The 12,677-nt window shown below is 60.0% G+C and carries 12 protein-coding genes; 1 reads left to right on the top strand and 11 read right to left on the bottom strand.

All coding sequences use genetic code 11. The features are described 5' to 3' along the window. Positions 1-16 precede the first annotated feature (16 nt). Positions 17-1,246: a metallophosphoesterase family protein gene (locus H5T64_04080; protein MBC7263520.1), complete on the bottom strand. Its 1,230-nt coding sequence runs from the start codon at positions 1,244-1,246 to the stop codon at positions 17-19. A gap of 36 nt (positions 1,247-1,282) precedes the next feature. Then, a complete protein-coding gene (truD, locus tag H5T64_04075; protein ID MBC7263519.1) occupies positions 1,283-2,497 on the bottom strand; it encodes a tRNA pseudouridine(13) synthase TruD in 1,215 nt (404 codons plus the stop codon). 329 nt (positions 2,498-2,826) lie between these two features. Here truD and H5T64_04070 point away from each other — a divergent pair, with 329 nt between their 5' ends. Beyond that, the gene (locus H5T64_04070) at positions 2,827-5,217 is read left to right on the top strand and encodes a tetratricopeptide repeat protein (protein ID MBC7263518.1); all 2,391 of its coding nucleotides are present in this window, start codon (positions 2,827-2,829) and stop codon (positions 5,215-5,217) included. A 20-nt stretch (positions 5,218-5,237) separates the two neighbouring features. On the opposite strand, the gene H5T64_04065 is transcribed toward H5T64_04070, so the two are convergent. The 9 genes from H5T64_04065 to H5T64_04025 form a co-directional block, all read right to left on the bottom strand. Beyond that, positions 5,238-5,507 (bottom strand): HPr family phosphocarrier protein, encoded by a 270-nt coding sequence (locus H5T64_04065; protein MBC7263517.1) that lies wholly within the window; start codon positions 5,505-5,507, stop codon positions 5,238-5,240. Positions 5,508-5,575: 68 nt separating this feature from the next. Then, positions 5,576-6,733, bottom strand: a complete 1,158-nt coding sequence (locus H5T64_04060) for a 2-oxo acid dehydrogenase subunit E2 (GenBank protein MBC7263516.1) — start codon at positions 6,731-6,733, stop codon at positions 5,576-5,578. A gap of 11 nt (positions 6,734-6,744) precedes the next feature. Beyond that, positions 6,745-7,728, bottom strand: coding sequence for an alpha-ketoacid dehydrogenase subunit beta (locus H5T64_04055; GenBank protein MBC7263515.1), 984 nt, complete (start codon positions 7,726-7,728; stop codon positions 6,745-6,747). Further along, entirely contained in the window at positions 7,725-8,690 is a 966-nt protein-coding gene (pdhA, locus tag H5T64_04050; GenBank protein MBC7263514.1) for a pyruvate dehydrogenase (acetyl-transferring) E1 component subunit alpha, read from the bottom strand. The genes H5T64_04055 and pdhA overlap by 4 nt, the downstream gene beginning before the upstream one ends. 14 nt (positions 8,691-8,704) lie before the next feature. Continuing rightward, entirely contained in the window at positions 8,705-9,667 is a 963-nt protein-coding gene (locus H5T64_04045) for a sugar-binding transcriptional regulator (protein ID MBC7263513.1), read from the bottom strand. Positions 9,668-9,751: 84 nt separating this feature from the next. After that, positions 9,752-10,051 (bottom strand): PTS sugar transporter subunit IIB, encoded by a 300-nt coding sequence (locus H5T64_04040; protein ID MBC7263512.1) that lies wholly within the window; start codon positions 10,049-10,051, stop codon positions 9,752-9,754. 16 nt (positions 10,052-10,067) lie between these two features. Continuing rightward, positions 10,068-10,553 carry a PTS sugar transporter subunit IIA gene (locus tag H5T64_04035; protein MBC7263511.1) on the bottom strand — a complete coding sequence of 162 codons (486 nt, stop codon included), beginning with the start codon at positions 10,551-10,553 and terminating at the stop codon, positions 10,068-10,070. Continuing rightward, positions 10,534-10,968 (bottom strand): hypothetical protein, encoded by a 435-nt coding sequence (locus H5T64_04030; GenBank protein ID MBC7263510.1) that lies wholly within the window; start codon positions 10,966-10,968, stop codon positions 10,534-10,536. The genes H5T64_04035 and H5T64_04030 overlap by 20 nt, the downstream gene beginning before the upstream one ends. A gap of 186 nt (positions 10,969-11,154) precedes the next feature. After that, positions 11,155-12,543, bottom strand: coding sequence for a PTS sugar transporter subunit IIC (locus H5T64_04025; GenBank protein MBC7263509.1), 1,389 nt, complete (start codon positions 12,541-12,543; stop codon positions 11,155-11,157). Positions 12,544-12,677 lie beyond the last annotated feature (134 nt).

Genomic DNA, 12,677 nt, shown 5'->3' with positions numbered 1-12,677 from the left:
GGGTCTTGGTGGTAAATCAACCCGGATGGAGGGTGATGAAGAGGATCTCCGGCGGGGCCAGGAAGCGGATGCGTGGCGCGCCCATGCCCTCCATCCCCAGGCCTCGGGAGACGTACAGCGTCGTCCCTCCCTCGCGGTACAGGCCCATCTGGTAGCGCCTGCCATACTGGGAACTGGTGGCCAGCGCGCCGATGATCGGTAGACGCACCTGGCCGCCATGGGTGTGTCCGGCCAAGTAGAGGTCAACCCCCAGGCGGGCGGCGAGGGGCATCAGATCGGGCATGTGGTATAATAGGATAGTGAACGCCCCCCGGGACACGTGCTCCATCAGGTCCCGCAGTCTCTGGCCATCCACGGGCAGGTTGCGCAGGCAGGGCAGGCCGAGGAGGCAGAGGCGATGTCCGCCCAACTCGATGTCGGCTACCTCCCTCTCTAACACTCGCAGCGCCATCCCCTCGACTATGGGAGGCATTACCCATTCTGGGTCCACGGGCGAAGTGCCGCGCACCGCGTAGATCGTGCCGCAGACAGAGCGCATACATCCGAGCATCTCCCGCACGTCGGCGATGGCCCGCTCGTCACCGACGTTGGATAGGTTGAGGAAATCGCCCGTCATCAGGATGAGGTCGGGCTGCCAATCGTTCACCAGACGCACCACCTGGCGCTCGCGGCGGGTGAGGCGCTCCATGTGGATGTCGGTGATGTGGGCGATGCGCAAGGGCCGGGCGTTGGCCGCCGCGTGCGGGTTGGTCAGGGCCAGGTGGGTTACCGTCACCCGAGAGGGTTCCACCGCCAGGGCGTAGATGGAGAGCGCGAACAGGACCGCCTGGCAGAGCAGGGAAATGCCGATGGTCAGAGCGCTGGCTGGTGCAATCAGTAGAGGGATCAGCGCTATGAGCAGGCGCAAGGCCCAGAGCGCCCACAGCGTGGGCACTGGAGGACCGAAGGAGAGCCCAAGGCGGGGCAGTGCGGCCAGTAGGAGCCAATCGGCCAAGGCGAAGGTGACGTAGGCCAGCACGAGGATGGTCGCCCTGCCATCTCCTATGCGCCGTCCCAGCGCTCCCAAGGCCGCCAAGAGGATCAATAGCAGCGCCAGGCTCACCCAAGCGGGCAGCCGGGCCAGACGGTCGGTGAAAACCAATGGCTCGTGCATCGGGTTCGCGAAGCCGCGATCCAGCGGGTCTGTAGCGTCTGAAATATACCTTCGTACGTCTCGATTGGGCGGGGTAGGGGGGTAATTCGACATAACAAATCCATTTTGGGGGCTTGTCATAGCGGATTTTCAGGCTCCCAGGGCCTGTATCAGCAGTGTGGCGTAACTTCCACGCGGCAAAGAGAAACTCACCGTCATCTTGCTCCTGCCTGAAAATAGGTCATCGGGCTGCGCCTCAGTCACGGAGAGTTGGGCAGGGAAGACCAGCAGTGCACGGGAGCCGGCAGGTAGATACGCTTTCTGGAGAATCCGCGCCTTGAAATCGCGCAGGGTCAGTCCCTCCTCGGACAGGACCGCGCTCACCAAGGCTGCCACTCGGGCCTCGGAGAAAACAGCGCGATGATGCAAGAGGGGTATCTGAACGTCCCGGAGTTGTGTGGCCAAGTCCTCTGGCAGCGTCTCGTAGAGGGGCAAATGCTCTCCCAGCACCGCGAGAGCGCGTGTCGTGGGCAGGAGCCCACCGAGATAGCGGCCGGCCACCCGGTTCCAGAGATAACTCTGGTAGGCCACCAGGTACAGCGAAAGCAGGCGGGCTGGGATCAGGTTGAGCGCGTGACGGATGTCCTGAGGATGATCTGTTAGGTAGGTGAGTATGCTGCGGGCATTGGAGGGCTTTGGCGCTGCCTCGAAGAGCGCTGACCAGTCACCCCAGCGCGTCTGGACGAGGGCTTTGAAGGCCGCATCGCGCGGCGGGTCGCCGGTGAAGGGTTGGCTCAGGTAGGCGCGAAGAGCGCTCTCGGCGTCGCGCTGCAAGATGAGTTTGCCGATGAAGCCGAACTCGGGCGCGTAGGAGCCGAAACGCTGTTCATCATAATAGTTGGGCAGGCCGCACTGGGATATCTCGGCGGCGCGGCGCTGGATATGTGCCGCCTCTGATGACGAGAGATCGCGCAAGACCACCGTGAAACGATTACCCCTTAGGTGGCGAGGCTGTAGCCGCTCGTCAGAGTATCCGACGAGGGTAGCGGTGTAGCCAGGCCCGTCCAGTCGGGCAGGGCCAGAACCGCGGACACAGGCATACTGGATGGCGACAGCGTCCTTGTCTTTGAGGGCAGGGAAGACCACCGCCGAGTGGCGGATGCCCAAACGCGCCGCCATGTGGCGCTGTGCGTGCAGGGTGGTGACGCCTCGCTTCTGCACCCGATACACGGAGTAGCGCCCCTGTGACAGAGGAGACCGCTGTAGCAGCGACTCCACGACGAAATCTTCAGGGATGACTTTGTAGCGCATAATTACATTATAATGGTTCCAGATGAAAACACAAGGCCCGCTCGTAATTGACATAACGAAAAGCCGAATCCTAAGGCTGCGAGCGATACACTCTCAGATGCAGGACGGATTGGGGCTAGAATGTGCGCTGCGGCAATACATTTCGCCAGCGCAGACCCGGAGAGGAACGCGCAATACCCGCAAATACAGACATGGCACCGGCCTGCAAGAGAAAAACCCCTATTCTTGGTTATGTCAACTGAACGGCCATATATTAACATAAGATATATAGTGCGAAGTTTATTTAGGGCCTTTTCAGGGGCAAATTCCCCTCGAATTCAGACGGAACTCCACTCCCCTACTGACGTCATAAAAGAAAAGATGCTGGGAGTCTTGAGGTGCTGGTGTATTCGAAATGGCGACTTGTCTTACTACTGGCCTTGGCAATAGCGCTTGGCGAGAGTTGTGCGGCGACCCCTAATCTGTCGCCTTCTACCCATCCCACTATAGCCCCCTACCCCACTGAGTTAGCGCCAACCCCCACCCCCACCATAACGCCAACGCCTGGTGAGCGCTTGGCCGCCGCTGACCGCCTGCTAACAAATGGAGAATACGCCGAGGCTATTGCGCAGTACCAGACTCTGCTGACCACCGCTTCTGATGTCGTGCAGGAACGGGCATGGCTCCACTTGGGCCTCGCTTTCTTCAGGGCCGGAGACTACCCGCGGGCTGTGGAGACTTTACAGGGCTTTGTGGCACACTATCCGTCCAGTACCTCGCTGTCCCGCGCACTGGTGACGCTCGCTCGTACTTATGAGAGCCTTGGTCAGTGGCTGGAGGCGGCAGGGGCCTGGACTAGTGCCTTGCCCTTAGAGCCAGACATCGCTGCCTACCTGTACTCCCGCCTCGGTGATGCCCTGATCAAAGGCGGCGACGATGCCGCTGCCATGGATGCTTACGCCTTGGCTGCAAAAGCCGATGCCCCTCTATCTCTTCGCGTCTTAGTCCTGGAGAATATGGGCGATGCCCTGCGGCGGCTGGAACGATACAGTGACGCTATCGCTGCTTACAACGCTATCCTCGCGGAGGCGCGCAGGGTCCCTTATCGGGCCTCTATCAGTTACAAGATCGGCCTGGCGGAGTATGAGTCAGGCCAGACCGATAGCGCCTTCAAACGGTGGTTGGATATCATGGAGAATTATCCCGATACCTGGGCGGCCTACACCTCGCTACAGGAACTCGTCGCCAGAAACGCCCGACTGCCCGGTGACCTCACCCAGGGGATCGTCTATTACCACGCTGGCCAATACGACGAGGCGATAGCGGCACTGCGCCGCTACATTTGGGCGGACCTAGCTGGGCACCTGGGCGACGCGCATTACTACGCCGGCCTCTCGTTCTTCCGTCGCGGGGAGTATGAAAAGGCGTTGCGAGAATTCGACTACCTTATCGAGACCCACCCGCGCAACGAATTGGTCCCCCAGGGATGGCTGGAAAAGGCACGAACACTGGCCACTATGGGCCGGACCGAAGACGCAGTGCGGGCCTACCGTCACTTTGCTGCCCTCTATCCTGCCCATCCACAAGCCGAGGATGCCTTGTGGCGGGCGGCGGCATTGGCGAGCGATTGTGTGGGCGCGCAGGAAGCCTATCGCGATCTCATCCGCGCTTACCCCGAAGGAGCGCACGTAGCCGAGGCTTGGTTCCGCGATGGGATGTGCGCCTATACTGCCAGCGACTGGCCCCAGGCGATGAGTATATGGCAGCAGGCCCTGTCCCACGCTCCGACAGACTCCGAGAAAGCGCGCTTGCTCTTCTGGTTGGGCAAGGCAGCATTGGGAGCGGGAGAGCGCGAGGACGCGGAGGCATATTGGATGGAGGCGGTGGCTGCTGACTCGGAGGGGCACTATGGCCGGCGGGCGAAGGATGAACTCCAGGGATCTGTGTGGGTGGGAACACCGCTCGAGCCATCTTCCGCCCCCTCTGCATACCAGCGACGTGGGCAACGCGACGAGGCCGAGGCATGGCTTGCGTCCTGGCTGGGTGTCGGGGAAGAGAAATGGGGCGATCTGCCGTCAGACGTCGTGGCCACACCAGCCTTCCGCCGCGCCGAGGCATTGCTGAGGGTCGGCTTGCGCGATGAGGCGATTGAGGAGTACCGGACGGTGCTTGCCAGTGCCTGGTCGCAGCCACGAACCCTCTACTCCCTGGCCCTTTACTTCGACGAGCGAGAACTCTACCGCCTCTCCACGTCGGCCGCAGAACGGTTACTCCAACTGACCCCGCGAGATCAAACCCCGCCGCGTTTCCTGCTCGAACTGGCGTATCCAACGCCTTTCGCGGATCTGGTGCTGCCTAAGACAGCAGCGGCTGGGGTGGACCCCCTGCTCTTCTACGCGCTGATGCGCCAGGAAAGCCGTTTTGATCCAGAGGCGAAATCGTCTTCTGGCGCTATTGGCCTGACCCAAGTCATGCCTGCCACTGGCGAATGGATTGCGCGGCAATTAGGAGAAAAAGGCTTCACCACTCGCGATCTCTATCGCCCCGTCATCAGCGTGAGTTATGGCATGTACTATCTGGTGACGGCGCTGCAGGCATTTGAGGATGATCCTTTCCGGGCCCTGGTAGCCTACAATGCGGGTCTGAGCAACGCCAGGCGTTGGAGCGAGGCGTTCACACCGTTTGATCGGGACTTGTTCTACGAGGAATTGCCTGCCGAACAAGCGCAGGCTTTCGTGCGAGAGATTTACAGGCAGTACGCCGCATATCGGCTATTATATGGCCCCGGGGGATGAGGGGCATACAGCCATAAGCCCTACTCAGGCTCACCGAAGTTGCTCTCGATCAATTGTTTGAGGGCCTGGATAGCCTCTGATTCGTCCGGGCCACTGGCCCGGATAGTAATGGGCGTGCCCTGGGAGACGCCCAGGGTCAATACAGAAAGGATGCTTTTTGCGTTGCCGTTCCGCTCCCCGGCAATCACATGGATGTCGGATTTGAAACCCGATGCGGTCTTCACGAAAATGGCCGCAGGTCTGGCATGCAGACCTACTTTGTGGCGGACGATGAGATTGACCTCTTCCAAGTTGACTCTCCAATTCTCCTACCGAAATTTGCGCATAATTGTAATGCGTCATCAATCCTGATGCAAAATCAAGTTCCTGCATTGCTTGGCTGGCCCTCCAGGTCGGCCTTGAGATCGCGCAGGAACTCCGCCACCACTGCCCCATCCACGATCCGATGGTCAGCGGAGGCGGTGATCTTCATCATAGGACGGATGGCGATGCCATCGCCGATGACCACTGGCTTGCGAATGATAGCGCCCACCGCCAGGATGGCGCTCTCGGGCGGGTTGATGATGGCTCGGAATTCCTCGATGCCGAACATCCCGAGATTTGAGATGGTGAAGGTGCCCCCAGTGACATCGTCCAGCGTCAGTTTGCCCTCTCGCGCTCGGCGAGCCAGGTCGCGGATCTCGGCGTCAATCTGCGCCAACGACTTGCGGTGCGCCGCTTTCACCACCGGCACAATCAGCCCCTCCTCCGCCGCCACAGCCACGCCTACGTTCACCTCGTCCAAGAGGACGATCTCCTCGCCCTCTAATGTAGCGTTCATAAACGGGTGCTTGACTAAGAGTGGCGCTACCTTGGCCACCAGCACGGCGGTGAAAGAGGCCTCGCCACGCGTGCGCTCGGCGTGGGACATATCCACCTCGATGGTCAGGGCGATGTGCGGTGCCTGTTGGGCGCTGCGCAGCATCCGCTCGGCGATGATGCGCCGCCTGCCTACCAAAGGTACCCGGCGTCCTGGTCTCCCGGCTGGCTGTGGGGCGGCACGGGCTGCCAGCACATCGGCCTGCACGATGATCCCTCCTGGTCCCGTACCTCGGATGCGGCTTAGGTCTAGGCCGAACTCTTGCGCCATCTTGCGGGCCACGGGTGTAGCCCGGACCGGCCCTCTGGCCTCGATCGTTGGGGCTGGCGCGGTCACGCGTGAGGGCGCCTCTGCTCTCGCTGCCTCTTCCGAAGGCGCGGCCACCTCTGCCGGGCGGGGCGCTGCCTCCACCTCCTCACCCTCCGCGACGATGTAGGCGATGACCTCCGTTACGGGCACCACATCGTTTGGATGGGCGCGGATGCCTTTGAGGTAGCCGGAGGCGGGCGCTTCCACCTGCATGTTGACCTTATCGGTCATGACCTCGAAGAGGGGTTCACCCTCGTTTACCCACTCCCCTTCTTTCTTCAGCCACTGCAGGAGCGTTCCTGTTTCTTGAGCCATGCCCATCTTGGGCATTATCACTTCGGTGGCCAATTCAAGACTCCTCATTTATAGGCCATGAGTTCGCGGGCAGCGCGCACGATGTCTTCCTCCTGGGGGACGGCGTGCCTTTCCAGGGTGCGGTTATATGGGATCGGGATGTCCAGTCCGGCCAGACGCTTCACCGGGGCAACGAGATGGAAGAACGTCTCGCCCTCGGTGATGCGGGCGGCTATCTCTGCTCCGAAACCGTTGGTCTTGTAGGCCTCGTGCACGATGAGCACCCGCCCCGTCTTCTTCACAGAACGGTTCACGGTTTCGTCGTCGTAAGGCTTCAAGGTGCGTGGATCCACAACCTCTACTTCGATGCCCTCTTTGGCCAACGTCTCGGCGGCGGCCAGGGCGCGGGTAACCATAATCGAAGTGGCGATAATTGTTATGTCAACTCCTTCCCTCTTCACATCAGCCACACCCAGTGGGATGGTATAGGGCTCTTCAGGGACGGGCCCGGTGGTGCGGTAGAGCAACTTGTGTTCGACGAAAATCACCGGGTTGTTGTCGCGGATGGATGAGATGAGCAGCCCTTTGGCGTCGTATGGGGTGCTGGGCATCACTACCTTCAGGCCGGGGGCATGGACGAACCACGCTTCCAGGCTCTGCGAATGTTGCGCCGCGGCACCCGTGCCCGAACCAGCGGGAGTGCGCAAGACCATAGGCACTTGTGCTTTCCCACCGAACATGAACCGCGTCTTGGCGGCCTGGTTGACGATCTGCTCCATGGCCAGGGTGGTGAAGTCCATGAACATGATCTCGGCCACTGGGCGCATGCCTGCCAGTGCTGCCCCGGCCGCCGCGCCGGCGATCACGCCTTCGGAGATGGGGGTGTCGCGGACGCGCTCGCTGCCGAATTCCTCCAGTAGCCCCAGGGTTACTCCAAACGCGCCTCCGTAGACTCCGATGTCCTCGCCCATCAAAAAGACCCGTGGGTCGCGTTGCATTTCTTGCCGGAGGGCCTCTCGAATGGCTTCTGCGTAAGTGATCTCTCTCATTCGGCGTAGACCCCCTCCATAATGGTATCCGGTGAGGGCTCCGGGCTCGTTTCGGCGAAGGCTACCGCATCCTCAATTATCTGCCGGGCTCGCGCGGAGATGGCCTCTATCTCTTCTTCTGTGGCTATCCCCTTTTCGAGCAGCCACTTCTGAAAGCGTGCTATGGGATCCTTTTTCTTCCACGCCTCGACTTCTTCGCGGGTGCGATAGCGCTCCTGGTCGCTCTTGGAATGCCCCTTCCAGCGGTAGGTTTTGCATTCGATCAGACTGGGCCCCTTGCCTTCCCTGGCCCGCTGGACTGCTTCTGAAACCGCCTCGTAGACTTGTAGCACATCGTTGCCGTCCACTACCACGCCTGGCATAGCGTAGGAGGCGGCTCGCTCCGCCACATCCTTCACCGGCATGGATTTCTGCACCGGCATAGACATGCCATACTGGTTGTTCTCGCAAACGAAGACCACGGGTAGTTGCCAAATGGCGGCCAGGTTGAGACCTTCGTGGAAAATGCCCAAGTTGGCTGCCCCATCGCCGAAAAAGCAAATGGTTACCTTGTCATCGCCGGCGAGTTTACTCGCCAAGGCCGCGCCGACGGCGGTGGGTATGCCTCCGCCCACTACGCCGGTGGCGCCCAGGTTGCCAGCCTCCACATCGGCGATGTGCATGGAACCACCCCGGCCACGGCAGTAGCCCGTCTCTTTGCCGAGGAACTCGGCCATCATCCGGCGCACGTCCGCACCCTTGGCGATGCAATGGCCGTGACCGCGGTGAGTGCTGGCGATGTAGTCGTTCGGTCGCAAGGGGGCGATGGAGCCAACTGCAGTGGCTTCCTGGCCAACAGAAAGGTGCATCGTGCCATGGATCTTCCCGCGTCCGAACAATTCATCTGCCTTCTGTTCGAAGTAGCGGATGGTATACATCTTTTCCAACATGTCCAAGAGTTTCTCTCGACTGATATCCACCATCGTGATTTCCCCGACTATTCCCCTGCCAGGCGCAGCACTTCTTGGGCAGCGGCATCATCTGTGACCAGCACATCCACGTATTTGCCCCGCAATGCGCCCAGGATGGCCGGAGCCTTTTCTCGCCAGCCAGCCACACCAATTACGCAGGGGATCCTTTGTAATTCGTCGAGCCGCAGACCTACAACACGGCTGTTGAGTTCGGGGGCGCATATTCGGCCATGGATGTCGAAGTGTTGGGCACAGATGTCACCCACGGCACCGATGGCCTGGAGCCACGACAGTTCATTCTCTCGCAGGTGGCCCGATCGGGTGAGGCTGGAGATCTCTCGCACCACCGCACCGATGCCCACCAGTGCCACATCGGCTTTGCGCCCCACCTCCAGCGACTCGTGGATATTGCGATCTTGCATCAAGGCGCGACACAGTTCCGCCGTCTCGACGATCAAGGGGGCATGTAAGTATCTGTAACGTGCTCCCAAGGCCCGGGCCAGTTGGCGAGCCAGTTCGGTGCCGTCAATTTGTGGGTTCAGCGACCCTGTGCCCCCGATGATTTGCACTACTTCGATGCCCGGTATGCGGGTGTGTCGCAGTTCGTGGACTACCTCGTAGAGCGCCGTGCCCCAGCCGATGCCCAGGATGGAGTTGGGCTTGAGGATGCGCTCCAAATACCTGGCCGCCAACACTCCCATGCCGCGTAGCACCTCATTTCTGTCTGGCGAGCCAGACGCCAGCACCAAGGCATCTTGCAGGCCGAAGCGACGAATCAGAGTTGCGGCCAGTTCGCTGGAAGTGGCCCAGGGATGATTGATGCGGATCTCAACGATGCCCTGGCGGTGGGCCTCGGTGAGCAGACGGGAAACGTTGGAACGCGAGAGACCAATCCTCTGGGCTACTTCCTTTTGCGTAAGGCCCTGTTCGTAATATAAACTTGCTACACGGACTAACAGACGAGCCCGTTCTTCATTGAGTTCTGACACTCAGGCTTCCTCAAAATCTCTGCTATTCATTGGCCGACTTTGGAAAGGCCTGCGGTCAATAGAGCCAGTTGCCGATGGCCGGGCCTATTCTTCCTTCCGCAGCACCTCGAGGATCTGGGCCTTGACGGCATCTATGCCGATGCCAGAAAGGAAAGGCACGCCGTTGATCACTGGCACGCCCAGGTCCTGGGGTACTGTCGTAGTAGCCACAATCACGTGTGGTTTGAACACCATCGCCCGGCCGCGGGTCTCAGCCGATTTGCACTGGATCACGCTCACCGGGATGCCCGCTTCTTTGGCGATTTCCTTCACTTTCTCTGCTACCACTGTCGCCGTGGCAATGGCGGTCCCACAGGCAACCAACACGCGTTTCTCGCTCACCATGGATTCTGCACCTCCTTCATTCCGTTTGACAATGCTGGCGGAAGATATCGACGATTTCGAACGCATCTTTGGCTTGGATAATCTGTTTTAGCACGCCGGGGGTTTGGAACATCTCGACCAACGATTGTAATATTTTAACCATCATTTCGGATTTGGCAACTGCCAAAAGGCAGATGATTTGAACAGGGACGTTATTGCCCGGGTTGCCCATTTCGCCAAAATCCACCGGCTTGTCGAGCACGCCCACGGCGATGGCCTCTCGGAGCACGTGTTCCACATCGGTGTGCGGTATGGCCACGCCGACTTCCGCTGTGGGCAATCCTGTGGAGAACTCTTGCTCACGCTGTATCACCGCGGGGATGAAAGTTTCTTTGACGAACCCGCCCTTCTGCAGAAGTGTGCCCAGTTGGGTGATGGCGTCCACCGCGCTTTCCGCGCTCATGGGTTTGAGGACCAGGTCTTCATAGAACCATTGCGTGTGGTCAGGATTCATGCTGGGCATCGTCCTCCTTCTCTTTCAGTGTCACTCCGTGCTTCGTGAGCAGAGCAGCGATCCACTGTGGAGAGAAACCTAATTTGCGCTGCACGGTCTCAGGTCGCACCGGCACCGGCCAGATTTCCAGCCGATGTGGTATGAACAATCCCCACTGGCCTACCGACTTGCTCCAGCGAGGGTAGATGCGTTTGTATAGGCCACTAGCGGTGATATTCGGTTTTTTGACCAGCCATTCCTGGCTCATTTCCAAGACGAGTTGGGCGGTGCGCTGCTCGATGCGGTACAACTGTAACCGGCCCAGGAGATATACTATCACTAACAGCGCAAATATCACTGTTGTGACTTCCGGGTGGCCTCTCAGCCAGTCGAGGGCTGCGCCCCCGCTCGCTCCGAGCATACTGCGGATCATTACCTCTATCATTGTGTGGCCTCCCCTTGCATATTCAAGGGGGTGGGAAAAGTCGCCCACCCCCTTGCAGCCGGTTTATCTTCTCGTTGTGCAGAGAGTTCCAGGACAGGGGGCTTAAGACCCAGGACCCGGACAGGACCGAGACAAGGGGCTTAAGCCCCTTGTCCAAACCCCTTCTCTAGGCTGTCCAATCCTGCCTTACTCGCTGGGCCCGCCTGCAGCGACCTCCCAAGCCTTCGTATTGCGCCGATATACCATCATCACCGCGACCAAGATGGCCAGGATGATCACCAGCCCGACGTAGCTGAGGGTGCGGGCGGCGGTCAACAGCACGAAGGTTAAGAAGTTGAACCCGTCGCAAATGCTGGAGATCTCCGTTGCACCGGCTGGCATGCTGAACTTGGCATCAATGGCTGCCCTGGTGAAGAGAGCAGAGCCTGCTGTGCCGATGTAGAAGCCGATGGCGATCACGATGGCACCAATGATAATGATGCGCACTACGTTGCCACGGGTGATCGGGGCGGTCATGCAGACCAGGAACGGGATGACCGCCAGGTCGGCGAACGGCAGCACCTTGTTGCCGGGCAGGATGACGGCCAGCAGGATGGTGATGGGTACCAGCACCAGAGAAGCGGCAATGGCGGCCGGGTGACCGATGAGGATGGCCGAGTCGAGGCCGACGTAGATCTCACGGCCAGCGTAGCGCTTCTGCATGAACTCACGGGCGGCGTCGGACAGTGGCAGCAGGCCCTCCATCAAGACCCCCACCATACGAGGCAACAGGAGCATGACTGCGCTCAGGTTGATGCCCGTTTGCAACGTCTTTACCAGGGAGTCCTTGAGATTCGCAGGGTCGAAGAAGGCGATCAGGCCAAGGATAAGGCCGATCACCAATCCCAGGATGACGGGCTCACCGATGACACCTAAGCGCTTCTGGATGGCCTCCGGATCGGCCTCGAGGTCCTTGAGGCCGGGGATCTTGCTCACGACCCAGTTGAGGGGGATGGCTACTGGCACGTAGGCGGCAGAGAACCCGTGCGGGATGGAGAGGCCAGGCATGCCGAAGAAGCTTTGAATGCCGCGCGCAGTCCAGTCGGCGAGGAACAGGACGATGGCGGCGTTGACCGCTGCTGCAGCCAGACCCAAGGGCAAATTGCCCGTGGCCGCCACGACCATAGCGCCGGTGAAGGCGAAGTGCCAGAAGTTCCAGACATCGACGTTCAGCGTCTTGGTGGCGTTGAGTGCCAGCATCACGAGATTGACGATGATGGCGACAGGGATGATGTAAGTTCCAACAGTGGAGGCGAAAGCGATGGCTGCGGCGGACGGCCAACCAACGTCCACTACCGTCAGGCTAACGCCTGTGCGCTGTACAATGGCCTGGGCTGCATTGCTCAGGGCGGTCCACATCAGACCGATCACCAGGTTGATGCCGACGAAGGCTACACCGATGGTGACACCAGAGCGGAAAGCGCGTCCAGGTTGGGCCCCGAGAATCAGGCCCAGAATGAAGATGATGATGGGTAGAACGACCGTTGCCCCGAGAGCAGAGAGAATACCCTGCAAGGCGGCAAAAAACTGTGCCATTTCAATCCTCCTTTTTCAGGCATTGGCAACACATAACCACTCAACACGACCGCTCTTCGTAAGCCGATGCTGTTAGCGCTAAGCATCACCTCCTTTTACGCCGACCAACTCAAAAACTCTTCCCCCTGCCCTTG

The sequence above is a fragment of the Chloroflexota bacterium genome (assembly GCA_014360825.1).
Lineage (GTDB): Bacteria > Chloroflexota > Anaerolineae > UBA2200 > JACIWT01 > JACIWT01.
This window is presented reverse-complemented; position numbering and strand designations above follow the sequence as displayed.

What these genes read in the sequence shown, in the direction of transcription:
- H5T64_04080 (MBC7263520.1), bottom strand. Translation starts at nt 1,246, where the DNA reads ATGTCGAATTACCCCCCTACCCCGCCCAATCGAGACGTACGAAGGTAT.
- truD (MBC7263519.1), bottom strand. Translation starts at nt 2,497, where the DNA reads ATGTCAATTACGAGCGGGCCTTGTGTTTTCATCTGGAACCATTATAAT.
- H5T64_04055 (MBC7263515.1), bottom strand. Translation starts at nt 7,728, where the DNA reads ATGAGAGAGATCACTTACGCAGAAGCCATTCGAGAGGCCCTCCGGCAA.
- H5T64_04035 (MBC7263511.1), bottom strand. Translation starts at nt 10,553, where the DNA reads ATGCCCAGCATGAATCCTGACCACACGCAATGGTTCTATGAAGACCTG.
- H5T64_04025 (MBC7263509.1), bottom strand. Translation starts at nt 12,543, where the DNA reads ATGGCACAGTTTTTTGCCGCCTTGCAGGGTATTCTCTCTGCTCTCGGG.
- H5T64_04030 (MBC7263510.1), bottom strand. Translation starts at nt 10,968, where the DNA reads ATGATAGAGGTAATGATCCGCAGTATGCTCGGAGCGAGCGGGGGCGCA.
- pdhA (MBC7263514.1), bottom strand. Translation starts at nt 8,690, where the DNA reads ATGGTGGATATCAGTCGAGAGAAACTCTTGGACATGTTGGAAAAGATG.
- H5T64_04040 (MBC7263512.1), bottom strand. Translation starts at nt 10,051, where the DNA reads ATGGTGAGCGAGAAACGCGTGTTGGTTGCCTGTGGGACCGCCATTGCC.